This is a genomic window from Sphingomonas chungangi (assembly GCF_013778325.1).
GTDB lineage: Bacteria > Pseudomonadota > Alphaproteobacteria > Sphingomonadales > Sphingomonadaceae > Solisphingomonas > Solisphingomonas chungangi.
Window position 1 is genome coordinate 599,911 of sequence record NZ_JACEIB010000001.1, and the last position, 25,948, is coordinate 625,858.

General features: G+C 62.8%; 18 protein-coding genes and 1 tRNA gene. 12 read left to right on the forward strand and 7 right to left on the reverse strand.

Annotation, left to right across the window (positions count from 1 at the left end; translation table 11 throughout):
* Window positions 1-490: 490 nt before the first annotated feature.
* The 8 genes from drmD (at window position 491) to HZF05_RS03060 (ending at window position 16,313) form a co-directional block, all read left to right on the forward strand.
* A complete protein-coding gene (drmD, locus tag HZF05_RS03025) occupies window positions 491-3,724 on the forward strand; it encodes a DISARM system SNF2-like helicase DrmD (protein WP_160365123.1) in 3,234 nt (1,077 codons plus the stop codon).
* Between the two features lie 4 nt (window positions 3,725-3,728).
* Window positions 3,729-7,631, forward strand: coding sequence for an Eco57I restriction-modification methylase domain-containing protein (locus HZF05_RS03030; protein ID WP_160365124.1), 3,903 nt, complete (start codon window positions 3,729-3,731; stop codon window positions 7,629-7,631).
* Window positions 7,632-7,642: 11 nt separating this feature from the next.
* The gene (locus HZF05_RS03035) at window positions 7,643-8,290 is read left to right on the forward strand and encodes a hypothetical protein (protein WP_160365125.1); all 648 of its coding nucleotides are present in this window, start codon (window positions 7,643-7,645) and stop codon (window positions 8,288-8,290) included.
* 57 nt (window positions 8,291-8,347) lie between these two features.
* Complete coding sequence (locus HZF05_RS03040; protein WP_160365126.1) at window positions 8,348-9,451, forward strand: XRE family transcriptional regulator; 1,104 nt, start codon at window positions 8,348-8,350, stop codon at window positions 9,449-9,451.
* A gap of 6 nt (window positions 9,452-9,457) precedes the next feature.
* Window positions 9,458-9,973, forward strand: a complete 516-nt coding sequence (locus HZF05_RS03045; protein ID WP_160365127.1) for a hypothetical protein — start codon at window positions 9,458-9,460, stop codon at window positions 9,971-9,973.
* A complete protein-coding gene (drmA, locus tag HZF05_RS03050) occupies window positions 9,970-13,500 on the forward strand; it encodes a DISARM system helicase DrmA (RefSeq protein WP_160365128.1) in 3,531 nt (1,176 codons plus the stop codon). The genes HZF05_RS03045 and drmA overlap by 4 nt, the downstream gene beginning before the upstream one ends.
* Entirely contained in the window at window positions 13,500-15,386 is a 1,887-nt protein-coding gene (gene drmB / locus HZF05_RS03055; RefSeq protein WP_160365129.1) for a DUF1998 domain-containing protein, read from the forward strand. Before drmA ends, drmB begins: the two co-directional genes overlap by 1 nt.
* 69 nt (window positions 15,387-15,455) lie before the next feature.
* Window positions 15,456-16,313, forward strand: coding sequence for a DUF4238 domain-containing protein (locus tag HZF05_RS03060; RefSeq protein WP_160365130.1), 858 nt, complete (start codon window positions 15,456-15,458; stop codon window positions 16,311-16,313).
* Window positions 16,314-16,327: 14 nt separating this feature from the next.
* On the opposite strand, the gene HZF05_RS03065 is transcribed toward HZF05_RS03060, so the two are convergent.
* On the reverse strand, window positions 16,328-17,158 hold the full coding sequence (locus HZF05_RS03065; RefSeq protein WP_160365131.1) for a hypothetical protein: 831 nt from the start codon (window positions 17,156-17,158) through the stop codon (window positions 16,328-16,330).
* 48 nt (window positions 17,159-17,206) lie between these two features.
* On the reverse strand, window positions 17,207-17,713 hold the full coding sequence (locus tag HZF05_RS03070; RefSeq protein ID WP_160365132.1) for a DUF488 domain-containing protein: 507 nt from the start codon (window positions 17,711-17,713) through the stop codon (window positions 17,207-17,209).
* A 288-nt stretch (window positions 17,714-18,001) separates the two neighbouring features.
* Here HZF05_RS03070 and HZF05_RS03075 point away from each other — a divergent pair, with 288 nt between their 5' ends.
* On the forward strand, window positions 18,002-18,289 hold the full coding sequence (locus tag HZF05_RS03075) for a hypothetical protein (RefSeq protein WP_181638778.1): 288 nt from the start codon (window positions 18,002-18,004) through the stop codon (window positions 18,287-18,289).
* Here the strand turns inward: HZF05_RS03075 and HZF05_RS03080 are convergent.
* The 3 genes from HZF05_RS03080 to HZF05_RS03090 form a co-directional block, all read right to left on the reverse strand.
* Window positions 18,251-19,366 (reverse strand): hypothetical protein, encoded by a 1,116-nt coding sequence (locus HZF05_RS03080; protein WP_160365133.1) that lies wholly within the window; start codon window positions 19,364-19,366, stop codon window positions 18,251-18,253. The two genes, HZF05_RS03075 and HZF05_RS03080, sit on opposite strands and share 39 nt — an antisense overlap.
* 339 nt (window positions 19,367-19,705) lie before the next feature.
* A complete protein-coding gene (locus HZF05_RS03085; RefSeq protein WP_160365134.1) occupies window positions 19,706-20,305 on the reverse strand; it encodes a hypothetical protein in 600 nt (199 codons plus the stop codon).
* Window positions 20,302-20,913, reverse strand: coding sequence for a hypothetical protein (locus HZF05_RS03090; RefSeq protein WP_160365135.1), 612 nt, complete (start codon window positions 20,911-20,913; stop codon window positions 20,302-20,304). Before HZF05_RS03090 ends, HZF05_RS03085 begins: the two co-directional genes overlap by 4 nt.
* A 412-nt stretch (window positions 20,914-21,325) precedes the next feature.
* Here HZF05_RS03090 and HZF05_RS03095 point away from each other — a divergent pair, with 412 nt between their 5' ends.
* The 3 genes from HZF05_RS03095 (at window position 21,326) to HZF05_RS03105 (ending at window position 23,525) form a co-directional block, all read left to right on the forward strand.
* Window positions 21,326-21,940 carry a hypothetical protein gene (locus tag HZF05_RS03095; RefSeq protein ID WP_160365136.1) on the forward strand — a complete coding sequence of 205 codons (615 nt, stop codon included), beginning with the start codon at window positions 21,326-21,328 and terminating at the stop codon, window positions 21,938-21,940.
* 47 nt (window positions 21,941-21,987) lie between these two features.
* A complete protein-coding gene (locus tag HZF05_RS03100; RefSeq protein ID WP_160365137.1) occupies window positions 21,988-22,716 on the forward strand; it encodes a MobA/MobL family protein in 729 nt (242 codons plus the stop codon).
* Between the two features lie 194 nt (window positions 22,717-22,910).
* The gene (locus tag HZF05_RS03105) at window positions 22,911-23,525 is read left to right on the forward strand and encodes a hypothetical protein (RefSeq protein ID WP_160365138.1); all 615 of its coding nucleotides are present in this window, start codon (window positions 22,911-22,913) and stop codon (window positions 23,523-23,525) included.
* Window positions 23,526-23,653: 128 nt separating this feature from the next.
* Here HZF05_RS03105 and HZF05_RS03110 read toward each other — a convergent pair whose 3' ends face one another.
* Together HZF05_RS03110 and HZF05_RS03115 are read right to left on the reverse strand one after the other, a co-directional pair.
* On the reverse strand, window positions 23,654-25,684 hold the full coding sequence (locus tag HZF05_RS03110; RefSeq protein WP_160365139.1) for a site-specific integrase: 2,031 nt from the start codon (window positions 25,682-25,684) through the stop codon (window positions 23,654-23,656).
* A 130-nt stretch (window positions 25,685-25,814) separates the two neighbouring features.
* A tRNA-Pro gene (locus HZF05_RS03115) sits at window positions 25,815-25,891 on the reverse strand.
* Window positions 25,892-25,948: the final 57 nt, after the last annotated feature.

A 25,948-nucleotide genomic window follows, 5' to 3' on the forward strand; every position in this document is an offset into this window, starting at 1 on the left:
AGATTTCGGCCAACACGCGCTATCCCAAGCCGTTCAAGGTCGAAATTGTCTTGCCCAAAAGCCGTCGTTCGTTCAACTTGTCCATCAGGCGAGAGCGATTGACTGCTTTTGAGATAGTCTGGACGTTCGCTTGCGATGTGTCGAACGGTAGCTCATGCCAGAAGCCGACATTGAAACGTTCGCCCGTCGGTATTCCAAACATACAGAAACTGGGCCGATAGCGGTGTGGCGGCTTTCAAGGACTAGGGTCAAAAGCGCCATTCATTAGCTGGCTGGTGATCGACAAAGCGACATTCGGCGCGCCTTCCACCGCTTCTCAGCTCCAAAACGCTCGTTCATTCGGCTAGCGTCGTCAGCGAGCGCTGGTTATGACCGCGAGCGATAAGCGCTCCTGTCAACCGCATATGGATCTTATATTTGTGGATCTTATATTTGCCGATGCTGAATTTGCTCAACCGCGTCGATATCGAGACCAGGAAGGGATGGCGGCATGCTCGGTAGAGGCGGCTTGACGCCACCGAGCGAAGGCGAATTTGTTAATGTCCGGGGGCGTTCATGGCTCGTTGACGGTGTAATAGAGGCTGGCGAAGGCCTCCACACCCTCTCGCTCTCATGCATCGCCGACGACGCCAGCGGGGAAGCGCTGGAAGTGATATGGGATGCCGAAGTCGGGGCGTCGGTGATCGATGACACGGGCTGGCAATCAGTCGGACTAGGCGGACCAGACAGCCCCGAGGTTCTGGCCGCGCATGTTAGGGCCTTACGTTGGAAGTCCGCCACGGCTGCTGACCGTGAATTGCTGCAAGCCCCGTTTCGCGCCGGCATCCGTCTGGATGCCTATCAGTTGCTGCCACTTCGAAAGGCGCTCCGCCTTCCGCGCGTGAACCTTCTCATCGCTGACGACGTGGGCCTGGGCAAGACCATCGAGGCCGGCCTCGTCACGCGAGAGCTGCTGCTGCGCAAGCGGGTCGACTTTATCGTCATCGCGGCCCCGCCTTCGATGACGATCCAGTGGAAGGACGAACTCGAAGCCAAGTTCGGCCTGTCGTTCGACATCATCGACCGGGAGCGGGTTTCCGACCTGCGGCGCCAGCGCGGGTTCGCCGTGAACCCCTGGAATACCGGCTCGCGCTTCATCATTTCCCACCGGCTCCTGACAGACGAGACCTACGCCGGTGGGCTGCGGGACGTGCTTGGCGAGTTCCGCGCCCGCGCCCTTTTCATCCTCGACGAGGCCCACCATGCCGCCCCCTCGGCGGGCATGCGTTACGCAGTGTCCAGCCAGCTCACCCGGGCTGTGCGGGAACTCGCGGATCGCTTCGAGCACCGGCTGTTCCTGTCGGCCACCCCGCACAACGGACACTCGAATAGCTTCTCGGCGCTGCTGGAGATGTTGGACCCGCAGCGGTTCACCCGCGGCGTCATCGTGCGGCCGAAGGACCTCGAGCCAGTCATGGTTCGACGGCTGAAGTCCGACTTGCGCCGTTTGGGCGAAGATTTCCCCGAACGGATCATCGAGCCCATCGTCATCGACGGCCTAGCTGACAACGCCCCGGAGTTGGACCTCGCACGCCGGCTCGCCGCCTATGGCGACCTGCGCATGCTGCGCATCGCGACGTTGCCGGCCCAGAAGGCCGCCCTAGCCAAGCTGGCGTTCGTGGGGCTTCAGCAACGGCTGCTCTCCTCTATCGCCGCGTTCGCGCGCACCCTGAATGTGCATCGCAAGGGGCTGCAGCGGATCATCGACGGGGAGACCCCATTGCAATCGGCGGGAGCCGCGCAGGGGTTTGTCGCGGCGCGCGCCGGAGACGACATCGCGGAACTCGATCTGGAAGACGCCGAGGCTGAGGCGACGGCCGACGCCGAGGAAGACAGCCTCGCCGATGCGGCGACGGTCATCGGCTCGGTCGGCGCTGAAAAGGGCGACCTCTTGGCTGAGCTCGCCGCGGTCGACGAGATGCTGGCCATCGCCGAGCACGCCGCCACCCGCCCCGACGCCCGCGTCCGTCACCTGGTCGATTGGATCAAGGCCAACCTCTTCACCGAGGGCGTCTGGAACAAGCGCCGCCTGATCCTCTTCACCGAGTACGAGGACACCCGCCGCTGGCTGGAGCGCCGGTTGCGGGAGGCGTTCTCAGACACGGATCGCGAGGACGAGCGGATCGGCGTCTTCTCCGGCGCGACCAATTCGGATCGCCGGGAGGCGGTGAAGCGGGCCTTCAACGCCGATCCCGCGGTCGAGCCCCTGCGCATCCTCATCTGCACCGACGCGGCACGCGAAGGGATCAATCTGCAGACCCGCTGCGCCGATCTCATCCACTTCGACCTGCCCTGGAACCCGGCGCGGCTCGAACAGCGCAACGGCCGCATCGATCGCAAGCTGCAGCCGGCCAAGCGCATCCACTGCCGCTACTTCCGCTATGAGCAGCGCGAGGCGGACATCGTCCTCGAAGCCCTGGTTCGTAAGACCGAGACCATCCGCGAGGAGCTCGGCTCCGCCGGCCGCGTCATTGAAGATCGGGTCACCGCCAAGCTGGCCGAGGCCGGGATCGGCAAGGGTCAGGCTTCGGCCATCGCCCGTCAAGTGGCCGAAGAGGATGACAAGGAGGCCCGCGCTCGCGCCCAGGCCGAGATGGACGGCGAGGAGGCCGCCCGGCACGAGGTTCTGCTCAAGGAACAGGACGACCTTCGCCGGGCGCTGGAGCGCTCCCGCGAGCGGGTGGGCGTCGATGCAAATGACCTTCAACGTGTCGCGGCGACGGCCATGGCCCGAGCCGGCGTGTCGCTGAACGAGGCCGAAGCCGAGCACGTCGGTAGGGTCGCGACCTTCCAGCTCGATCCGGCCAGCCCCGGCTTCGCGAAGGACGCGGGTTGGGACGACGCCTTCGACGACCTACGCACCCGCCCGCGGAAGCGCGGTGAACGGATCGGAGACTGGCGGCGTGACGCGCCTGTCCGCAAGATTTCCTTCGAGCCGCCCGTGCTGGCGGATGGGCGCAACGCCGATGACGTCGTGCAGGTCCATCTCGAGCACAGGCTGGTCCGCCGGCTCCTCTCACGGTTCCTCAGCCAAGGGTTCCAGTCGCGCCTCTCGCGACTGTCCGTGATCCTGGGGCCCGGCGCGCAGCCGCGCATCGTCATGATGGGGCGCCTAGCAGTGTACGGTCCTAACGCGGCCAGGCTGCATGAAGAAATCATCCCCATCACGGCGATCTGGACGGAAGCGGAACGCGCCACAAAGTCGCTGCGGCCACTCGGCGAAAGCGGCGAAGAGAAGACCTTGAACCAGCTCGAGGAGGCCCTGCGCGACGGCCACCAGGCATCCGCGTCAGTCACCGCGCGCATCCAGCCGCTGTTGACGAAGGACATCACCGACCTGACACCCGGCTTGGCCGCCATCGCCAACGAGCGCTTGGCAGCCGTAAAGGTCCAGTTGGCGAAGCGGGGTGAGGAAGAGGCGCGGTCACTGACGACCCTGTTGGAGCAACAACGCAATCGCATCCTCGCCGCGTCCAAGGACTTCAACCCGAACCAGCTGAGCCTCGACCTAGTGCCCGAGGAGCGCCGCGAGCGTGAAGCAGACAGGCGCCATTGGCAGACCCGGCTCGACCGCTTGGAAAGCGAGCTTCAAACCGAGCCGCAGCGGCTGAGGGACGCCTACGAGGTTCGTGCCCACCGCTTGGAGCCGGTCGGGATTGTCTATCTCTGGCCAACGTCGGGGTGAGGCCATGAGCGAAGACATCAATCGCGATCCCGACATCGAATGGCTCGACCATGTGCGGCCCGTCGGCCTCGTCATCGCCGCCAGCCTGATCAAGGAACTCGGCCTCGCCCCCACCCGCCAGACGGCCGTGGACACTGGAGAGGCCGCCGAGCAGATCGATGTCGAGGGTTCAGGCCCTGCGTTGCGCGATCCGTGGGCCTTCGCGCAGGCCATCCTCGGTTGGGAAGCGCGGCACGTCGCAGGCGCGCCGGAGGGATCGGAAATCCCAGCGTCACTCGTCGTGCCGCTTCCCGAGCATAACACGTCGCTGCAGCCGACCTGGGCAGTGCGCGAGCTGAGCGATGGCGCCGGCGAGTGGCAACTGCTCGTTCGCGTCGAGGACGCCGGCATCGACCCGGATCAGCGGGCGAGCCTCGACGGGTGGGAGGCGACGCCGCAGCAGCGGTTCGAGCGCCTACTGCGCGAGACGGGCATCTTTGCCGGCCTGATGATCACTGATAACGTCCTGCGACTGACCTACGCCCCGCGCGGCGAGACCTCCGGGCATCTGACCTTCCCGATCCGTCCGCTGGCGACCGTCGCCGGCCGGCCGATGCTCGGCGGCTTAAAGCTGCTGCTGGGCTCCGTCCGCCTATTCATCGAGGGCAACGACCGTCGCTTACCTGCCCTGCTGGCCAAAAGCCGGGACGCCCAGGCCGCCGTCTCCACCGCCCTCGCGGGTCAGGTTCTCGGCGCCTTGCACGAACTCCTGCGCGGCTTCGACGCGGCCGAACCCGACCTCATCCGCCATCTCGCAAATACCCAGCCCGGCCACCTCTATGAGGGGCTGTTGACGGTGCTGATGCGGCTGGTCTTCGTGCTCTATGCAGAGGATCGGGACCTTCTGCCGTCGCGGACCGACGCCGACGCCAGGCGTGTCTATGAAACCAGCTACGCCGTGCGCGGCCTCTATGCACGGCTGAGCGAGGACGCAGCCCTCCACCCGGACACGATGGACGAGCGCCAGGGCGGCTGGGGCCAGCTACTGGCGCTGTTTCGGCTGATCTACGGGGGTCATCGCACTCATTTCGTACAAGCGCGCGGCGGGAAGCTGTTCGACCCGGAGGCATTCCCTTTTCTGGAGGGACGTGCACTTCCAGCGGACGCGCCGCGCGTGCCGGGCGTCTCGGACGGTTGCCTGCTTCGCATCCTCGAAGGCCTGATGACGCTGAAGCTCCGGGGCGGAACGCGCGAACGGCTTTCCTATCGCGCGTTGGACGTCGAACAGATCGGCTCGGTCTACGAGACGGTGATGGGCTTTGAGGCTGGCCTGACGTCCGGCCGCTCGCTGGCCATCAAAGCGGGCAAGAACAATAAGACGCCGGTCTTCGTGGACCTCGACGCGCTGGCGGCACTCAAGGGCAAGGCGCGAATCAAATCGCTGAAGCAAGACGCCGGCCGAGCGCTCACGACTGCGCAAGCCAAGCCGATTGAGGACGCCAATAGCGTTGAAAATCTGGTCATCGCTCTAGATAGCCTGGTCGATGAGCGGGGCTCGCCAAAGAAGACGATGGCGGCGCCGAGCACGCCGATCCTGCAACCGACCGACGAACGGCGCAAGACGGGCAGTCACTACACTCCCCGGTCGCTCACCGCACCCATTGTCATGCATGCACTGGAACCGGCCTTTGCCCGCCTGGGGCCGGACGCCACGGCGGATCAGGTTCTGGACCTCAAGATCTGCGATCCAGCCATGGGGTCGGGAGCCTTCTTGGTCGAGGCCTGCCGGGCGCTTGGCGAGCGCTTGATTCAGGCGTGGGCCCGCTGGCCGGAGAGCCGGCCGACAATCCCGGCCGATGAGGACGAGGAGCTGCATGCCCGGCGGCTCGTCGCCCAGCGTTGCCTCTACGGCGTCGACAAGAACCCACGAGCGGTCGACCTGGCGCGGTTGTCACTCTGGCTTGCGACACTGGCGCGGGACCACGAATTCAGCTTCCTGGACCATGCGTTGAAGAGCGGCGACAGCCTTGTAGGCCTCACGCCGGCCCAAATCGCCGCCGCCACCTGGGACGAGGCCAGGCCCGGCCTGCCGCTCTTCCGTCAGTTGGTTCGCGAGCGAGTCACCGAGGCGGAAACGGCGCGGGCGGAAATTCAGTCCGCGCCTGACGATACCGCCCGCTTAATCCAGGAACAGCGGCATCGTCATCTGGAAACCCGGTTGTCGCCGATCCGCGCGATGGGCGATGCGGTGCTCTCAGCCTTCTTCGCCGCAGACAAGGCGAAGGCGCGGGAAAAGGCGCTGGCGGAGGTCGAGAGCCAGATATCCGGATTGCCGCCGCGATGGGATCAGCTGGAGGCGGCGGCGAACCGGCTTCGGTCGGGCGAGCACGGGATTCCCCCGTTCCACTGGCAGCTGGAGTTTCCGGAGGTATTCGCGCGTGAGAATGGCGGGTTCGACGCGATCGTTGGCAACCCGCCATTTCTCGGTGGAAAGCGAATTTCGGAGCAATATGGAAGAAGGTACCGCGACTGGCTCGCGGCGCTGCATGAGCGGAGCAACCAGAACGTCGATCTGGTAGGGCACTTCTTCCTGAGGGCGTTTGGCCTCTTAAGAAAGGATGGTGCGTTCGGCCTGATCTGTACAAATACCGTCGCGCAAGGTGACACGCGAGAAGGCTCTTTGGCCCTCGTGCTTGCCGACGGCGGAGTTATCGCTCGGGCCCAGAAGCGCATACGGTGGCCAGGCGAAGCCGCTGTCGTAGTGTCAGTCGTCAATGTGGTGAAAGGGCTCGTAGCAAAACCGTGCCTAGATGACAGACCAGTAGCTCGTATCTCGGCCTACTTGGTTGAAGGCGATTTCGATCTCTCGCCTTCTCCCCTTTCGGAAAATTCAAGGAAGGCTTTCGTAGGTTCCTACGTACTGGGGATGGGGTTCACGTTTGACGATCAGGCGGCTGCCAAAGGCATCGCCTCGTCCCTACAGCGGATGGAAGAGCTTATTGAATCCGACAGGACGAATGCTGAAATAATATTTCCTTACTTGGGCGGAGAGGAACTTAACAATGATCCTGGGCAGCTTCATCATAGGTTCGTTATAGATTTTGAAGACAAGGCAGAAGCTGAGGCAAGGACCCGCTGGCCTGACTTAATCTTCATTCTTGAGACGTTGGCCAAGGACGAGAGAGCGTCTCAAAAGCGTGAGGATCTTCGCGATCGCTGGTGGCAATTCGCGTACAGGAAGAACTCCCTCTATGCGGCAGTTCGCCCGCTGCCACACATGCTCGCGGTCTCTCGGGTGTCTCCAATGCTTTCGGTCGCGCGAGTTCCGACAGGCATAGTGCCGGCGGACAGCCTGGTCGTATTCGCGTTCTCGACCTTTCATGGCTTCTCGATTCTGCAGTCTCGTGTCCATGAACTTTGGGCACGCTTCTTTTCGTCATCGATGAAGGATGACCTTCGATATTCTCCCTCAGATTGCTTTCGAACGTTTCCGTTCCCTCATGGGTTTGAAACCCTCCAATCCATTGAAGCCGCTGGCGAGCGCTATCACTCATATCGTGCGCAGGTGATGGTTGATCGCACGGCGGGCCTGACCAAGACCTACAACCGCTTCCATGCGCGTGGCGAGAAGGGCGCCGATGTCGCTCGCCTGCGCGCGCTCCATCACGAAATGGATGTCGCAGTGTTGCGCGCTTACGGCTGGAACGACTTGGCCGAGCGCGCCGCGCCCGAGTTCATCGAGCAGAATGCAGACGAAGGTAAGACGCCGAAAACCCGCTTCGACTGGCCGGCCGAGTTCAAGGACGAAGTCCTGGCCCGCCTCCTCGCCCTCAACGCCGCCCGCGCTGCCGACGAGCGTGCCGCAGGACTGACGGCAGTCGCGGAGGACGACGACGAGGACGTAGACGAGGGTGACGACGCCGACTGAGGGAGGGGCCGATGGGCGGCATTCATGATGAGCATGTGGAGTGGGCCGTCGTCAGCCGCTTAAAGGCAATGCTCGAAGAGCCGCCCAAGACGACCTTCAACGTCACCCAGTCCTTCGCGCTCTTCACCGCCATTCTCCTGTGGACCAAGAACCGCACGTGGGTGGGCGGCAACGGTGAGGATCGCCCGGCGTGGTTCAGCGCGGCGGATCATGCGGCGCGAGACGCGCGGGAGGCGTTGAGGCACGCGCGCATCTGTGATGCGCCTTGGAGCCTATCGCGGGTTTCCCCGCGGATCGTTGCGGTTGATGAGCTAGGTGCGGGACCGCATCCGATCAACTTCGACTTTGCGGAGATGAGCGCGGAAGACTTCTTCAAGTGGCTCCGCGATGCGCTTGCCCACGGAGATGGCCGCACGATCCGGCCCGTTCACAAGCCGTCGGCGCAGGGCAACCGGACACTGCTAGCCGGCTTTGCAATCAACTTCGCCGAACACCGTGGAGCTGACCGAGAGCTCAGGCTCGAACTCCATCACCGGGACATGAAGCGTCTGGGCGCCATTCTGGCGGACCAGTTCTGCCAGTCCCTCAGTGGCGGCGACCTATACTTCGAAGAGCAAGCCGGAGCTGCGCCGATCACCGAATTGAAGCCCACGTCATGACGCAAGAAAATCTTGCATTCTTCGATATGCAAGATTACATGATCCCGGGAGGCGGTTATGGCGAACTTCATCGGAGCGAGAATCAAGGCGTTGCGCGAGGAGCGAAAACTCTCGCAGGACGACCTTGCGCGCGTGTTCGGCTTCAAGGATCGTCAGACCGTCTCGGCGATCGAGACCGGTGAGCGGAAGGTCAGTGCCGAGGAGCTGGTCATCGCCGTCGAGAAACTCGGCGCTTCCCTTGACTATTTCACCAACCCCTTCTTGCTGGTCGGCGAGGGACGGTTCTCGTGGCGCCAGACCAATGTCGGCGCGCAGGCTCTCAATGGCTATGAGCGCAGCGCGGGCCGATGGATCGCTGCCTATCGCGCCCTGTCGCCCCAGGTCGGGCGCGCGGCGCCCCTTCTGCGCAGGTCCCTGGGTCTGACGCCGCGCCACAGCTTCGAGGACGCCATGGAGGCGGGCGAGCGCTTCGTCGTGGAGTTTGAGCTCGGTGATGTTCCGGCGGGCCGCCTGGCCGAGGTGATGGAGCGGGCGCTCGGGATCCTGGTGCTGCGCGTGGACGCCTTCGACGGGATTTCCGGCGCGGCCTGCCGTCTGCCTGAACTCGACGTAGTGCTCATCAACCGCAATGAGGTGGAGGGCCGCCGCAACTTCGACCTGTCGCATGAGCTGTTCCACATCCTCACTTGGGACACCATGCCGCCGGAACACTCCGAAGCGGCGATAGAAACGGGCGGCAATCGGGTCGAGCAACTCGCCAACAACTTCGCCTCGGCCGTGCTGATGCCTGCGAAGGTTCTCGATGGTCTAGTGGATTGGGCGGCACTGGACGACGGGGCGCTGATCAAGCATCTCAATGGCGTCGCCGATCAGCTAAAGGTGACGGCGTCTGCCCTCAAGTGGCGGCTTGTCGCCCTGAACAGGCTGAAGCTGGCCGCGGCGCGGGCGATCCCCGACGCGGCCTTGCGCAACAATGGACGCGGCGAGGCGGCGGCTGTCCCGCCGCCGCCGTTTTCCAAGCCGTTCGTCGAGGTGATTGGCCTGGCGATCGAGGCCGGCCACGTGTCTGCCCGGCGGGCCAGTGGGTTGCTGGACCTGACGGTCGATGATCTGGGCGACCTCTTCGAAGTCTACGGGGCTCCATCCCCGATTGAGCTTTGATGATCGATGCCGCGCCACAAGGGTCCCCTCCTGATCGATACCAACATCATCCTGGAGTGTTTCCGGGTAGGGTCATGGCGCGCGCTGTCCGGCGGCTATCAGGTCGAGACGGTTGAGGATTGCGTGACCGAGACCCAGACCGGATTTCAGCGTCGGCGCCCGGAAGCGCTGATCGATCCCGTTGAACTCGTGGGCGGTTTGCACGCGGTGCATCCCGTGACCGACGCGCAGCGTGCGGTCGTGGCGATCCGCGCGCCGGACATCGCCCTGGACGTTGGTGAGCGTTCCCTTTGGGCTAACGCCCTGACGCGAGACGACGCATGGCTTCTCTGCGGACCGGACAAGGCCAGCATGCGCTTCGGCGTTCGGCTGGGCCTTCGGGACCGCCTCATCGCCCTGGAATCGCTGTTCGTCGATGCCGGGCATCGGCCCAAGGAAGCCTTGAAACAGGCCTATACGGCCAAGTGGCTCGAGAACGCCGTGGGACAACTCCTCTTTTCAGAAGGCCTCGGACGCTCATGACCAGCTCGCTTGACGTCCGTACCCGCATCGCCGGCGCCTTCCGCCGTGACCTGGTCGGCCCCGGTCCGGAGCTCGAAGATCTCGACCTCGCCAGCGAGCGGCTGAACGAAAATCCTTCGCGCTGGTATCTCACCGGCTTCCTTGCCCCAGCCGACGACGAACTGGCGCTCGGCGGTGCCGAAAACGGCGATGCCACCGCCGAGGCCGAAGAGCTGGAGATCGAGGGCGGCGAAGCCCAAACGGACGGCGCCGGCGGCTCGGCGGGCGACAACGAGGAGCCCGAGGCGCCCAACGCCAGGCGGCGTTTCCTGCCATCTTCGGTCGGTCTGACGGTCCTGCTCGATCCCGATATCCGCGAGATCGAAGCCGTCGTGTCGTGGGGGGACTACCGCACCGAGCCGCCGATGGACGAGGCGCTGCTGCTGCCCGATCCGGAGGGTGAGCAGGACGCCGAAAAGAAGCCCCGTCGCCCTCAGGTCGAGTGGGTCCGCGCGCCCAAGGAGCGCAGGTTCACGCTGGCCGTGCAGGACGGGCGCGCCGGACCGTTCGTCGTGCCGGAGAGCGCCGCGGAACAGCTGCCCGGCGGCGGCCTGTGCCTGGAAACACACTCGCGAGTCTTCACCTACCCGACGCCCGATGGGCAGGTCGAGCAGGTGCGGGCGCTGACCGTATTCCTGGTCAATCGCCGCTCGCGTGCTCACCGCTTCTATGCGGACGTCGGCTACGCCTTCCAGGCTCGACTGGAGCTGCAGAGCAAGGCGGGTTTCCGTCCGCGCCGCGACCTCTCGGGTATGACGTCGAACGACGCGGACCTGCAGATCGCCGATCTACACTATCGCGACGTCTGTGAATGGGCCGTTGGGCGCAACGCCGCCGCTGCTTGGCCGCGCGACCAGGAAACGGCAGGCGATGTGAAGCGGGTCTGGACCGACCCCTTGCCCCTGGCCGAAGTGGAGCGCGTGGCGCCGAACGAAGGTGAGCCGCTAAAGTCCGCCGTGACGTTCGGCATGGAGGCGCTGGCTGAGTTGGCCAACGGCGATGGGTCAGCGCTTAGGTCAGCGCTCGAGGCGCTGCCCAGGCTATATGGCGACTGGATTACTGCCCAACGGGCCACCTCGTTGACGTCGCTCCGCCGTCGCCAGACCGCGGACGATCTTATTCGGGACATGGAGACGGCGAAGGCTCGGATCGCCGCCGGTCTGGAAGTCCTGGCAACCGAATCCCTTGCGCGCCAGGCCTTCGGCTTCATGAACCTCGCCGTGGCGCGCGCGGCCCGTCGCCGCAATGCAGGGCCGCAGGGCGATCCGGCAGCGCAACGCTCCCCCGCATGGCGGCCGTTCCAGCTGGCCTTCATCCTGCTGAATCTTTCGGGATTGGCGGACAGTCGCCACCCCGACCGGGAGACGGCGGACCTGCTCTTCTTCCCGACGGGGGGTGGCAAGACCGAAGCCTATCTGGGCCTCGCAGCCTTTACCATCGCCATGCGGCGGCTCAAAGCGCCCGGCGTCCTGGGCGCGGGCGTCGCAGTGATCATGCGCTATACGCTGCGCCTCTTGACGCTGGACCAGCTGGCGCGCGCCGCCGGCGTCGTCTGCGCGCTCGAATTGATGCGCACGGACCCCGCGAATGTGAACGCACGCGGACAGAAGGTCCTCGGCGACTGGCCGATCGAGATTGGCCTGTGGGTCGGGTCGGACGCCTCTCCGAACAAGCTTGGACGCACAGGCGAGGCCGACCAGACCACGGCAGTGGGTCGCGTGCGGCGCTATCGGCTCGGTCAGGACAAGCGGGCGCCGGCGCCGATCAAGGCCTGTCCCTGGTGCGGTACGGCGTTCACGCCGGAGTCGTTCTCCTGCACGCCCAGCAATGCGGCGCCCACCAACCTGGAAATCCGTTGCGTCAACGACCGGTGCGACTTCACCCGCAACCGCCCTCTGCCGATCCTCACAGTCGACGAGCCGATCTACCGGCGTCTGCCGGCCTTCCTGATCGCGACCATCGATAAGTTCGCGGCCTTGCCTTGGGTTGGCGAAACTGGCGCCTTTTTTGGCCACGTCGATCGCTTCGATCCGAATGTGGGGTTCTATGGCGCGGCCGAACCCAACCACGGGCGACCGCTCGACAACGGCTGGAAGCTCGATCCGCCCGATCTGATCATCCAGGACGAACTGCACCTGATCGCCGGACCTCTGGGAACGGTCGCGGGCCTCTACGAGTGTGCTATCGATCAGCTCGCGGAGCGGGCCCGCGACGGCAAGCGCATCCGGATGAAGATCGTGGCTTCCACCGCCACGGTGCGGCGCGCGTCCGACCAGATCGCCGCCCTCTTCGACCGGCAGACGACCAGTATCTTTCCGCCTCCTGGACCCAACCGCTCGGACAGCTTCTTCGCCGTTACCGTGCCGTCCTCGAAGGATTCGGCACGTCTCTACATGGGCATCGCCGCGCAGGGCCGGGGTCCGAAGCTCGTCTTCCTGCGGGCGCTGACGACCCTGCTCGCCGCGGCTCAAGCGGCCTATGAGGCGAATCCTCCGAAGGACGGCAAGGCCAGCCCCGCCGACCCGTACATGACCGCGCTCTGTTACTTCAACGCGCTGCGGGAGCTGGGCGGTGCGCGCCGGATTGTCGAGGACGAGGTCCGCGACCGGGCGCGACGCTATGGCGACGAGCGCCGACGGGTCGTGCCGCACGATCAGCCGTTTGGCGATCGGCCCGTCCGTGAGCCGTTGGAACTCACGTCGCGGGTGTCAACCGACCAGGTCGCCCTCGCCAAGCAGCGTCTGGAGGCCGAGTTCTTGGGTCAGGGCGAGACGGTTGACGTCGCTCTCGCCACCAACATGATCTCGGTCGGCCTCGACATCACGCGCCTCGGCCTGATGGTGGTGCAAGGCCAGCCGAAGACCGCTGCGGAGTACATCCAGGCGACAAGCCGCGTCGGACGCGATCACAACCGGCCGGGGCTGGTCGTCGCGGTGCTCAATCTCCATAAGCCACGGGACCGAATGCATTTCGAGCATTTCGGCCAGTATCACCGTACGTTCTACCGGGCGGTCGAGGCGACCAGTGTCACGCCCTGGGCCGCCAGGGCGCTGGATCGGGCGCTGCCAGCCGTGGTCGTCTCTGCGGCCCGGCACCTCGACGCCGGCCTCACCTATGAGACGTCCGTCGCCGACTTGGCCGCGAACCCGGATGTCATGGCCGCTGTTCGTAACTTCATCGTGAGCCGTGCGCCACAATCGGCGGTGGCCGGCGGCAGCGCCGCCTTGGGCGCGATGATCGACCAAGTCTTCGCCGATTGGACCTCGACGGCGCATGTTCAGGCGGCGGGCGGGAGCACTTTCGCTTTTGCCCGGAAGAAGAGCCCGCATCGGCTGCTACACCAGCCGCTCGAGCCGGAGATCGATAACCTGACGCCCGCACACGCTCGCTTCGTCGCTGGCCGGTCCATGCGCGATGTCGAGCCCTCGGTGCGCATGAAGGTCAAAGATCCCTACGGTACTCCCATAGCCAACGCGGATGACGTCTAATGGCCAAGAACGCTCAACGTCTCAGCCAGCTCGTTTCTACCTTCGGTCCCGGAGCCATGATCGACCTTCCCACGCGTTCCGTCGTGGTTGGCGGCCTAGAGCGATGGGACATGAGCGGGGGCAGTTTCTCGGTGATCTCAGAGCCTCGGCTTTCGAGTCGCCTTGAGAAATTATTGCAGGATCAGGGGCGGCTCGGGGCAGGCATCAGCCTCACTCTGCGCACGCCTCCAAAGGAGCTTGACGTCCAAAGGGGTGGCTCTGCCGGTGTCGATGCACCGGTGTTCCCCAAGTGGTTCATCTGCGAAACGGTGGAGGACGTGGGAAGTGGCGAGGGAGCCAAGGCCTCACGCCGTCGCCGGCTCGTCCGCTGGAACGATCTCGACAGCAAGGGGCGGCGAAAGTTCGAGTTCGACGATGGGCGGAAAAGTCATGTCACGCCCATTCGCTTCGTATGCGCCTGTGACAACGGCCATCTGGACGATATCAATTGGCGCTATGCGGTGCATGGTCCCGACGCCTGCGCCGAGGCAATGTACATTGAGGAAAAGGGCACGAGCGCGGACCCTGCGGACACCAGCGTCGTGTGTGGGTGCGGTCGCCGGCTTTCGTTGCAAGATCTCTTCCAGCCTGGAAGACTAGGGAAGTGCCAGGGTCAGCGTCCATGGTTGGTTGATCGGGATCCGGACGGCTGCGATCAGAACCTGAAACTGCTCACCCGCACTGCGACCAACACCTACTTCCCGCAAGTTTACACCGTCATCTCGTTGCCGACAGAGGAGGACGAACTCTCGCGTCTCGTGGAGAACCTCGCCGGCGAGCTCTCCAAGGCTGCGACGGTCGAGCACATCGCCGCGGCGAAGATGTTCAATTCAAAGGTCGAGGCGACGCTGGGCCCCTATTCAAACGGCGACATCCTGGAGCGCCTGGTGCGCTTGCGGGAGAATGCACAGTCCGATCTTGGACGCCCCCCACAGGTCGCCGAATTCGATGTCTTCGCCAGCGGCCGGGGCGAAATCGGCCACAACGCGCCAGACGCGAAGCTCTATGCGCAAACCGTGCCGCCAGAGCAGTGGCGCGATGAGGATGTCGGCGTCGACCTGTCCCCGATCACCAACCTCGTCTCCGTGCATCGGCTACGCGAGGTCTCGTGCCTGTATGGATTCACCCGGTTCGAGGCCGCGCCTGCGAGCGTGGACGGCGACTTCGAGGACATCCAATTGGCAGTGCGTGGCGCTCCCATCAGTCAGAGTGCCGATTGGCTGCCAGCGATCGAACAGTTCGGTGAGGGGCTCTTCATCCATTTCGACGAGACCAAGATCGCCGAATGGCTTGGGCGCGCGAAGGTTCTGGCGCGGCAAGACAAGCTCCTGGCCGGTTACGATCACTGGCGGAAGCGTTTCACCAGCACGCCACCGTCTTATCCGGGAACGCCCTACGTCCTGCTTCATAGCCTTTCTCACGCCCTTATGAGCGAGATCGCATTGGATTGCGGCTACCCTGCCAGCTCCTTAAAGGAACGGATTTACGCTCTTCCGAGCCGCCAGAACCCCGGCGCCTACGACCGGTGCGGGATCCTGATCTACACCGCGACACCTGGTGCGCAGGGAACTTTAGGAGGCCTTGTGGCCACGGCTCCGCGGTTTGCGGCACTTCTCAAGAGCGCGCTGGCCGGGTTGACGATCTGCTCCAGCGATCCGGTTTGCGCCGACCATGAGCCGGATGATCGCAGTGGCGATCGCGCCACGCATGGGGCCGCTTGCCACAGTTGTCTTCTGATCTCCGAGACCAGCTGCGAGCGCCGGAACCTATTCTTGGACCGCAACCTACTTGTTCAGACAATGGCCGATGACGGAGCCGAGATATTTCATGGAGATATTTCGCTCTGAAAATACCTCAGGGGTGCTGATCGGCCGATAGCGCCCGCCAGGCGAAGCGCCCCACTAGGCGGTGGTTCCATGAATGCACCCAAGCTTCATCACTACGTCCCGCAATTTCATTTGCGGCGCTTTGCCGATTCCAAGGGGTGCCTCTGGGTCTGGGACAAGCAGAACGACCGCATCTTCAGCGCCCCGCCGGCCGGCATGGCCGCCGAAACTCATTTCTACCGGCTCACCCAATATGAAGGACTCGGCTATGATCCAGCGATGATGGAGCACCAGCTCTCCTCGCTCGAGGCCGCTATGGCTGCAGTCACAGGGCAATGGCTCGACTGGCTACCCGACATGGCGCCGCTCGATCGCCTGCCTATCCCACGCGCCAATCGTCGCGCGGTCGCACTCTTTCTCGCGGTCCAGGTGCTGCGAACACGCGACACGCGCGATATCCTGTCTGCTTTGGTCGAGCTTGACCGTGGGACGCGTCCGAGCCAGCAGGAGGAACGGGAGCTTCACACCGAATTGATCTGGGATGAAAAGCTGGTCGAGACGCTTGCACGCCGCTTCAGCCGATCGATCTGGATCATCGGTCTCAACGACAGCGGTACGCCCTTCGTCACCTCCGACAATCCCGTCGCCTTCCGGACCGCGGACAATCGCCAGTGGCGGCGCGCTGCCATTCTCGAGCGGGGCACCTACCTCGTCTACCCCCTTTCGCCGACGGCTATCCTCTACTGCCATCCGCCGCATGGCCACTTTCGCGCATTACGGCGCTTCGCCGATTCAGTGTCGCCGGTCACGTTCACTCAATCGATGGTCGAGAGCGACAATAGCGGTCAGACCTTCATGGCGACGCGCTTTCTGATGTCCTCACGGCAGAACTTCGAAGCTGAGCGTGCCTTCGCCGCGACAGTCGGCACAGATATCTATGCTGGCTAGCGTGTGTGGGTCCGTCAGAAGACGAGTTCTGTCTGCGCGATAACAGACGCGACCATTTTCGGCGGATAAATCAAGCTGACGATCATCCACTGATCAGGGAAGCGATGGATCGTGCCCATCAGGAAATGCAGGTCGGCTGCTGGCAATACCTTACCGATCCGCGCTCGGAAGGGAGTTTCCCAGCCGGCGCCATGACTGCGCTGACAATTCCAGTAGAGCGCGCCCGCCTCCCAATCGGCGATCTTGTGACGATAGCGTCGCGTCTCGCCGCCCACCTCGCATTCATAGGTGTAATGGAAGGCGTGAGGCAGCTTGCGCAGCGTCTTGATCTCGCGCTCGCCGTCTTGCTCGAACAGGCCGGCCTGCTTTTCGTGCTGGACGAGCTTTTCGAGCTCGTCGGGCGTCCATTGCGGATTGTCTAAGGGAGTAATCTGGAGCCCAGTGACGCGCTTCGGGCGAAGCAGACCGAGCGTCACGCCATCGGCCACGCGAGCAGCGTCGAGCGCGTCGAAATCATCATAGACGGTGAGTGCTGACAGCGCTTGCCGACGCGCCGCCCAATGCCCCTTGGTCGGCATCGGCGCGCCGTCGAGCGAGATCGTATCAACATAGATCTTGTGGCTCTCCGGGCGGCGATCGCCGTTGGCCGGATAGATCTGCGCCGAGATCCATTGCCACTTCTTGAATTGCTGGTCGTCACGGATCAGCCGGAATGGAACCGGGAACAGCCGAATGAGTGCGCCGGTCTCGCTCATTCCGGCGACACACGAAGTCTCCGAATGCTTGCCGCTCGGTGACGGATAGGTCTTGCACAAGATTAAGATGCGCTCGCGCCGCGATACCATGGCCACCGCCTCCCATGCGGTCTGTTCGATGCCAAGGCGAGCTTAGCACTATAGGTTGAGCGCTGCTAATCCTGTATGAAATCCTAACAAACGCGCTGGTGTTGGCGCTGCGTTGACGCCAATATTGCGAATTTCAAAGTCGCCGAGCTCCGACATCTCTGCCGCAACGATCGTCCGATGACATTCTTTCGGACTACGCTCGAAGCAAAGCAGGACAGAAACGCGCGCGCCGGCGATGGCAACCGCCGCGCCAAGCGCCTCCTGCGCTGCGTCGCTCGCCAAATGCTTGGTGTAAATCTCGAGAAATGCTGGATAGTCGCCGCGCCGCATCGCTTCGCGCCCCGGTTTTGGGTCACCCAGCGCCTTCAGATGCGCATAGTCGATGCCGCGATCGCGCAGTTTCGTCTCGAGCACCGACTTGGAAAAGCCCGGCTTGCGCGAGACCGGTACGTCGCGAATGTCGAGCAACTGCTCTATTCCGCAAGCGTCGAGCGTGCTCAGAAACGCACCGATATCCGCGCCCTCATAGCCGATAGTGTATAAAATTCGACGCATGCAATCTCCCAAGCTTGCCCTGCGATAGCCGTCAACCGAGACCTAAGTGAGGCACGGTCGCGCAAAAGTGCAGCCCCAAATCCGGCCCGACATCTTGGCAAACGTGCTCACAAACTCTGGATCACCTTGAGCCGGCAGCGAACGTCAGCTTCGTCGCGTCGCGATCCCGAAACCCGACAGTCCGCAAACGGCTAAAATTAGATCATTGGGGAAGTTCAAAAAATCTTGCACGCGCTATCGCTCGGTTAGCATCTCTACTTGCTGGAACACCGCCGCTATGGCGGCCTTATGAAAGAGATTGTCAGATATTTTACACGTCATCGGCGACATGCAAAGAAAACCCCATTTCTTTTACACGTTTCCGGAACTCGTAAAATTCACTGCGCCATTGGCCTAGGCGCCGACCGAAGCAGGCTGATCGCAGATCACGTTGATCGCTACGCACTCTCAACGACTTTCATTGACCGCCTGGCCCGCTGCGAGGCTTTAAGCAACCTGCATTTCTTCTCCACGGCGATCAAGCCCGGCGCAGACACTTTATCCACCGCCCGCAAAAAGCGTGCGGATCGCAAATGAGCCATTCGACGGATCCGGTATGCTAAGGCCGCCGAAATAGTCCTTGCCGAACTTCCGCTCGATCTCCTCTGTAGGAGCGTGCCGGGCCCACAGGAGGAATATCCAGGCACGGATCCAGACGTCTGGCACGTTTTCCTCCTTTATGAAGCGAAGCGCGCCGAAAAAGGTCCGCAGTCGGACTTCGCCAGACCCTCGCGACATCATGCCTGGCTTCGTCACTAACCCAAAACTGGCATCGATCTCGCGCAGGCCGTCCCACTCGTCGTGGGCCGGAAGCGGCATGTCACGGACCACTTCCATTGCCGGATCTTCATTTTCGCTAGCCTCCCAAAAATATCCTGTGGGAATCTTGAAGTCGATCGACCAGAAATCTCGAGGGGTCGGCCCCAGCTCCCGATTCCATGGTTCCGCGTAATCCGTCGGCGCCTCCCGTTCATACGGAGGTTCGACGTAGGGTGGCGGCTCGTGCTTGGTCCGCGCGCCGGACTCCGCTCGAATTGCTGCGGCTTCTTCCTCGGATGCCGCCAATGTTTCGTCTGTATGGCGCTGGCGCTGATCTGGAAACGGCAACAGGTTACGGACTATGCTGGTGCCGCGCGTCTTGAGCAGTTCGACAAAGACCTTCAGATCGCCATCGCTCACGCGACAATCCTCAGCCTTCAATCCCATCTTGATCATACGCTGGATCAGCTTGAGGTGCTCCGCACCTACGTGAGCTGCACGCTGTTTGATGTCCTTTTGCGCCGCCGCCAAAGCGCCCTCGATCATGGTACTCATGACGACGTGCTGAACCAGATGGCCAACGAGTGCCTCGACTATGCGCTTGTTCTCCCTGAGCTGACCTTGCAAGATTTTTTCGTCACCTGCGTTAAGAATCTGGCTGCTCGAGAGAGCACCCTTCGCCCCATCTTCTTGCGCTTTGGTGACACGCGCGTTCAACTCGGCGAGCTTTGCCTCGATCTCGGCAGCGGGGATCAGTTCCGCACCGCGACCAGGCTTGAACCGGCTCAACGCCTCGTCATCGGTGATGCCCGCCATCTTGCCGATTGTGACCTCATCCTTCGATTTCCGACCCATAATCTCCTCGCATGCATCGATGTTGGACTATTTCTGGCTTGTAGGATGAAGATTGAATAATTTCGAGGAAATCGCCCCTTTTTTGCAGGAAAAGAAGGAAAACATGCGAACGCATGCGTCTATCGCATCCTGGCTCTAGTAAAATCTATGGCTCTGCAGCCTATGATCATATAAAACGAATATAATTCGTTTTCTGTGTTCAGGCGCAATACCGCAGAATTGGGGCGCCACCCCAAATTCTGCGGGCGCTGCCCGTTGGGCAGATGGGTCGACCTTCGGCCGAGGGTCGCCGCTGCTGACAGCGGCGGCGGCGCCTGCGGCGGGGCGGCGCAGCCTTTGTCATCCACGCGCTCTCCTCGAGCACTCCACCACGCGATCGAGGACGATGCCGGCGATCGCGGATTCGTCGTCGTCGGTGAGCAGCTTCAGATGCTCATGGTGGACGCCATGATGGCGGGCCATTCGGTCCGCGAGATCCAGGATCGGGTCGTATTTGCCGTCCGCAACCTGGCGCTCCATCCGATGCTCCCGGTATTGGCTGATTTCCTGCTCACGCGCCTCGAAGATCCCGATCAGAAACTCGTCGATGTCCGCCTTCAACGCTGCGTCGACAAGCTGCTTGGCTGCATCGGCGACCGCCTCACGGCGCGCCTGATAGCCACGCCGCAGGCTCAAGAGTCGTGCCTCGACGCTAGTCGTTTTCAGAAGTGGGTTGAGAAGACGAATGCGCGCGTCTTCGCTCGCTCGATCTCCCTCGCCGCGACGAATCTGCTCTCTTGCGTTCGCTTCCGGCGTCGCCGTCTCCTTGTCGAAATCGGGAGGACAGAAATCTCCGCCCGTGCGACGAGCCACTCGCAACGCTTCGATCATCCCGAGCGTCACGTCGTCGGCCATCGAGAGTTCGCTTGCAAAGCGTTCTATCAAGTCAGTGAGCGTCATGCTTCGGACCTATCGGCCGAATTTGCGCGCTCCTGATCGAACAACGGCCCGTCGCTTTGCGGCACATTAACAGTCGTCTGAAGAGCCGCTTGTTCCGTGAGCCTGCCGACCATTCGCTCCACGACGCTCCCCTCAAGGACCGCAATCTGCGCCTCGAGGTGGGTGATGCGGCCAGCCTGTGCGTTGATCGTCGCGCGAAGGTCCTCAACGTCGGCGAGCGCAGTATCTCGCTCCGCCTCGGTTTCGGCCAGGACGGTCATCAGGTCGCCATTTTCTTGATCGTTCCGGCTGATCATGTTCTCCAGCGTGTTGAGCTGGATTTGCTTCGTCGCCAGCGCGCTGTCGACGATGCCGGTGACGAATTCAGCCAGCATATCTGCGCCTTGCTGGCGTTCGGATTCCGGCAGCACGAACGAAGTCGGAGATTTGGTATCCATCTCGGCGGCCATACGGCGATTGAACATGTCATAGGCGGTCTTGCGGGACGTCGTCCCAAGTTCGACAATCACCATGTTGCCGTTCATGTTTTCGAGACCAACTCGCGCTCTCACACGGTCGAATGCCTCGTCAAATTTGTCTTGCTTAAGCCACCGATCCTTCGTCGTCATCGCGCATGTCCTGAACATGCTGAACAAAGTGAATGTTCACCTTGTTCAGCTCGATAAGGCACGACGATTTAATGGTCGTGCCGCCTCCGGATATTCCGGAGACGACCTGCCTTTTATGAACAGCGCTTCGCTATCGGTAGGACGAAAAAAACGATCAGTAGACCGTCCTTGATTGATTGAGCCGATCTTTGGCGCATGCAGCCTTCATGAGCATTGCGGCCCAACATGGGTCGAGCCCAGTTCTCCGTCAACCTGATGGCGGCCGTTCTGGTCGATTGAGTCTTCGAGCTGGGTGAAGCGAAGGTCGATGGAGGATGGAAAATGGATGTCGTCGCATCCGCTCCGTCGCCTTCTGGCAGATGCTGGTCGTGTGCTCGGTCGCACCTGTTGATCCCCAAAATCAGGAGAATCCATGTACGATGCACAAACAATCGCGCTGCGTCTCCGCACGCGCTCCATCATTTCTCCCGGTGCCTTGATCGGCCGACTTCCGCCCTTTGTCGGCGCCGCGATCACCGAAATCGCTTGGGTCAGCCGGAACGTCTGGCCCAATGGCGAGAGCGACATCACTACCGGTTATTGCCGGGCCGAAACGCTTGACGAGGAGCGTGATCTGCTCCGCTACCTACCATGGGCCGGCGCGCCGGCGATAACGCTGGGATCCGACCCGGAGGGCGACGTGCGCCTGATCCGGTATCGCCTGCTCGCTACGTTACACGACGAGCCGCATGGCCAGCATAAGTTGATGTCGATGCCCGGCGAAAAGCCGATCGGCTCGATGCCGGCGTTCTGGGATCTGCCCGTGGGCGAGACCCGGCGCGAAGACGCGCTCATCGCAGCCGGCAGCATGCTCGCGCGGTACGCGCTCGCCGAAAGCAGGGATGGCTTGGCGCTCGACCGGCTCACACCGGTGCTTGCCGAGATGCGAGCGGCAGCGACACGCGAGCCGCGCGATCAGTGCCTCGCCGACGTCGCCGAAGCCGTCGAAGCCGTGGTGCTGACCGACGCCGGTCTCGGTCTCCGTTGATCACCGAAGGCGCCGCCATGCGCGCCGAGACTAACACAGGATATCCCATGATCAGGAAGCACGTCCCCGCGCCGCCATTTACCTTTCCGCCGGCTACCGAACAGGTTCATCAGCGCCGCGCACGACTCGTCAGGCCTCACCTCCCTCAGCCTCGTAAGATGAAGCGCCTACGGCTGTTCAACGTCCGTCCGATTTCGGTCGCATGGCAGGGTGCGGGGCGCTCGCCGGCGTTCAAGACGTTGGTCGCGAATACTGCCTATATATGGCGAGATGGGTTGGTAACTGACCGCCGCTTCGGCCGTATGCCGCCTTCATTTGCCGAACGGCGTGCCGAGCTCCGGACATATGGCCTCTCCCTGCCGGCCAGCGCTCCTGTGTGGACGACGTCTCCCTATGCCGTTTGGGATGCCGTTGATTCCGCGGTCGACACCATGAACGACAACATGAGCGTGCGCGGATGGCACATCGTATCGACTTTGCCGTCGTCGCTCAGCGATTGGGCGTGGAAGCTCCTCGTGGAGACTTTCGTCGAAAAGCAATTCGTTCGGCGGGGCGCGCCTGTGGCCTGGGCTGTCCATGCCCTGCTCGGTGACGAAGGAAAGTGGATCGTCCAACCGCATGCGCACATGATCGTCCCGGCGAGACGCTACCGGACGACACAAGCGGGCCAGGTTGGAGACCGGATGGTCAACTGGGCGGGGTCTCGTCGCCAGCAAGACGCTCTTCGCCGGGCCTGGGAAACGATGGTCGGACCGCTTCTTTCCGACACCGATTGATCATGGATAGGTGCGCCCGTCAGGGGGCCGCCGCTCAGCGACCGCCATCGCACTACCGCGCGCTCCGCGCAGATGAGGCGACGCGGTCGCCAGGGTTTCCTTGTCCCTGAACAGGCAGTGGGAAGTCGAATGAAGGGAAAAGCTGGGCCGAGCCCGGCCCCGCGGCTTCGCCGTAACCAGCCAGGAGTTAAATAATGATGAACGAGACCGAGGAAATGAAGCAGGCACGCCGCGAGCTGCAGCTGCTTTCGGCGTCTGATCCAGCGGCGTTGCGCAACATGCTGCGCTACGCCGCGGCGTTAAAGATGATGGTAACCGGACGGCTCGAACGCGGCCGCCGTGGAGGTGAGCCGCATATCGCCGCGGGCTTTCAGCTCACGGCCGGCGAGCAGCAAATGATGATGGCGCTCACCCTGCGAACCGGCGAGGAACAGCTCTATCTGACGTTCGACATCGACGACGCGGCGGGTGTGCCGACCGGCCTCGGTTTTATCCGGAAGGAGGGTGAGGCGGTCGCTTGCTACAATTGCGGACTCTGGGCGCCGACGAACGACGGACGGGCATTGATCGTACCGCACGACGAATCCTTCGAGGGATATTTGGCGTTCCAGCCTGAAGGCCCCTTGCTGCATGTTCGATCGCCGCTGCCTGGCGATCGCCAGGCCGGATTTCGTCGCGCATCGATCCGGCTGCCGAGGATCGCGAACTCGAAAGCTGTGCAGGATATCCGGGCTAACGGACACATGCACGTTTTCCGATCCGAGGATGCTGGGCTGATCTCAGCGCGAACGTCTACGTTCGGAGCGTGAATAACAGGGCGGCGGTGATGAGCACCGCCGCCCGAGGCCATGCTCTAGGATGAGCGGCACGACCGTGACGCCCGGACAGCCGGGCACTGACCTGTCTCGCCAAGCCGATTGGTGCGGCGACGGGACCGTCAGTCAGACTCATCCTCACGTGGCCGCCCCCGCGGGGCGCCGAACCTCTGCCATTCCCTCGGCCGCAAATTCAGAGGAAATACCTGCATTTCCGGCAGAAGCTCGCTCAGCCGATCGACCCATGGCTTGAGCAGGGCCGGATCAGGGTCTTCTTCATAAGTGTCTGAGTGGACGTCACCCACTTCGTGTCCCACGATCGCCTGACGAAGTTCCTTTGGTGCTTTGATGTCACGTAGGTGCGAGATGCACCGCGACCGGATCGACCGCACGTCTACGTCCTTCCGGTCCTTTTTGCGGCTGGTCCCACTCGGGAACATGCACGCGCGGAGCGGCTCGAATATCTTGTCGTAGAAGTTATGATCAAATCCCATTTTCTCGCTGTGGAGCTCGGGAAAAAGTGCTCGATGCCCGAGCAGCCGCATCGCTCGCACGTAATCGAGAAAGCCTAGCTCGATCAGGCGCGCATTGATCGGCACGCGCCGAACGGAAGCCGCCGTCTTGAGCCGCCGGAATGCATTCGGACGGAAATGGAAATAGGGAACAGGGGCTTGATCGAAGACATCGTCAAGTTTCAGCCCGCACCCCTCGTCCGACCGACATCCGTGCAGAACAATGATAAGCGGCGCCCAGTACCACGCATCGTGGAAGACTATTTCCCCAGGCTCGAACCTCCGCCAAAGTCCGGCGCACCCCGTCCAGATCGGCGCCGTCAAAAGGTGGCGAAGATCGCTTGCGTCCCAGGCGACGAGCGCAGCGTTCTTCTTGACCATGCCGCCATCGCCACGCTTGCTCTCTTTGCCTCGGCGAAGGATGGCGAAGTTCAAGGGAGCCGGACACGCCAGTCCTACCTCCGTAGCAAAGGTCACGAGCGCTCCCAGCCAAGTCAGGTGCTTTTTGCGGGTAATATGCCCCAAGCCGACGCGTGGCAGGCCCGCTTCCTCAGCAGCGATCGGATCCTCATCCCACTGCTCGAGGAGCGTGTCGCCGCGCATCAACGCCTCCTGCACGCTCTCCTGCCCCTTTTCACCGGTTCCCGGATCCTTCCGCGCAAAGCCGTATCGTACCGGCAGGCGGGAAAAGAGCGCGACGGTTGCGGCAAGATGACGCTGCTCCCAGGAAGCGAAGGCGATGTCACCATTGGCGGCAACGAAAAGCTTCACCGCAGCATCGACATCTCGGACGCGCTCCTTATCCCAGATGCGGGCCTTGATCCGGGCAGCGATGGCCATTTCCGCCATCATCGTTGTGCTCTCGCCGTCGGCCATCGCATGAGGTTGGCCGCTTCCAATGCTCTCAGATACGATTGGCGGCAGCGTCGGGGATCCCGAAGCAGGTCCGACTACCGCATCGTGATGAGGTGGATCGATTCCGAGCAGACCCATCAGGTTGCCGGGGAGCGGTCGCACCGTTCCCGCCGGCAATGGTCGGCCTAGACGCTCGGAGCTTTCCAGGCATGCATTGCGATAGGCGCTCGCGACGATGCGGCCGACGGCCTTTCTGTTCATGTCATTGGCGTAGACGCCCGCTTCGACGAGGTAGGCACTGATCTGATTAGGCGTGATCGGCAGGAAAACGCGATGGCGGCCGATGACGTCGTGAAGCTTCTGAGCATCCTCGGCCGAAAATCCTTCATCCATCAGCGCCTGTACCGTATCGGCATCGGGATGCGGCGGTTCGGCGCACCAAGCGAGCTTGGTAAAGAGATGGGCATAGGTGCGGTTGGCCTCGGCATGCTCTTGCTCGAGCATTGGGGTCGCGGCCTGGCGCACGATGATACGGCCAAGCTCGGTATTGAAGGCGAGGTGATAGATGCGGCGCAGATCCTCGAGCGTGAGGTCCGGACGCAGGGTCGTGCCGACAGTCGCTTCCACCATATCCCAACTCAGCTCCAGCGCTGCTGCGCGAGCCTTCGCCTCGGCGACCGACGCGGTCTGCAGAGACAGGCGGATGGTTATAGGAGGAAAAGTCGGCCGCCGCAGGGGCGAATTTCGCCGCCACCAGTAGATGGCACCGCGCCGGTAGATGGACATGGTCTGGCTCCCGCGAGCACAGCGGGCAGCACATTCAAGAGCACAATTGTGCGATTCTTGTCCGCAACCATTTACCCGCCTTGGTCAGAAAGGCCGATTTTCCGACGTTTCTAGACCAATGGCGTGGTGATGGTCGGGGAGAGAGGATTCGAACCTCCGGCCCCTGCCTCCCGAAGACAGTGCTCTACCAGGCTGAGCTACTCCCCGACGGAGCACCGGTCGTTTTACAAGCTCGGGAGCCGACCGGCGGAGCCAAGCGAGGCG

Excerpts from the sequence above, each read along its gene's own strand:
- HZF05_RS03090 (WP_160365135.1), bottom strand. The coding sequence starts at position 20,913 with ATGACGACGAAGGATCGGTGGCTTAAGCAAGACAAATTTGACGAGGCA.
- HZF05_RS03085 (WP_160365134.1), bottom strand. The coding sequence starts at position 20,305 with ATGACGCTCACTGACTTGATAGAACGCTTTGCAAGCGAACTCTCGATG.
- HZF05_RS03040 (WP_160365126.1), top strand. The coding sequence starts at position 8,348 with ATGGCGAACTTCATCGGAGCGAGAATCAAGGCGTTGCGCGAGGAGCGA.
- HZF05_RS03070 (WP_160365132.1), bottom strand. The coding sequence starts at position 17,713 with ATGCGTCGAATTTTATACACTATCGGCTATGAGGGCGCGGATATCGGT.
- HZF05_RS03030 (WP_160365124.1), top strand. The coding sequence starts at position 3,729 with ATGAGCGAAGACATCAATCGCGATCCCGACATCGAATGGCTCGACCAT.
- HZF05_RS03110 (WP_160365139.1), bottom strand. The coding sequence starts at position 25,684 with ATGTCCATCTACCGGCGCGGTGCCATCTACTGGTGGCGGCGAAATTCG.
- HZF05_RS03045 (WP_160365127.1), top strand. The coding sequence starts at position 9,458 with ATGCCGCGCCACAAGGGTCCCCTCCTGATCGATACCAACATCATCCTG.
- drmD (WP_160365123.1), top strand. The coding sequence starts at position 491 with ATGCTCGGTAGAGGCGGCTTGACGCCACCGAGCGAAGGCGAATTTGTT.
- HZF05_RS03060 (WP_160365130.1), top strand. The coding sequence starts at position 15,456 with ATGAATGCACCCAAGCTTCATCACTACGTCCCGCAATTTCATTTGCGG.
- HZF05_RS03065 (WP_160365131.1), bottom strand. The coding sequence starts at position 17,158 with ATGGTATCGCGGCGCGAGCGCATCTTAATCTTGTGCAAGACCTATCCG.
- HZF05_RS03080 (WP_160365133.1), bottom strand. The coding sequence starts at position 19,366 with ATGGGTCGGAAATCGAAGGATGAGGTCACAATCGGCAAGATGGCGGGC.
- HZF05_RS03100 (WP_160365137.1), top strand. The coding sequence starts at position 21,988 with ATGATCAGGAAGCACGTCCCCGCGCCGCCATTTACCTTTCCGCCGGCT.
- HZF05_RS03105 (WP_160365138.1), top strand. The coding sequence starts at position 22,911 with ATGATGAACGAGACCGAGGAAATGAAGCAGGCACGCCGCGAGCTGCAG.
- drmB (WP_160365129.1), top strand. The coding sequence starts at position 13,500 with ATGGCCAAGAACGCTCAACGTCTCAGCCAGCTCGTTTCTACCTTCGGT.
- HZF05_RS03035 (WP_160365125.1), top strand. The coding sequence starts at position 7,643 with ATGGGCGGCATTCATGATGAGCATGTGGAGTGGGCCGTCGTCAGCCGC.
- drmA (WP_160365128.1), top strand. The coding sequence starts at position 9,970 with ATGACCAGCTCGCTTGACGTCCGTACCCGCATCGCCGGCGCCTTCCGC.
- HZF05_RS03095 (WP_160365136.1), top strand. The coding sequence starts at position 21,326 with ATGTACGATGCACAAACAATCGCGCTGCGTCTCCGCACGCGCTCCATC.
- HZF05_RS03075 (WP_181638778.1), top strand. The coding sequence starts at position 18,002 with ATGAAAGAGATTGTCAGATATTTTACACGTCATCGGCGACATGCAAAG.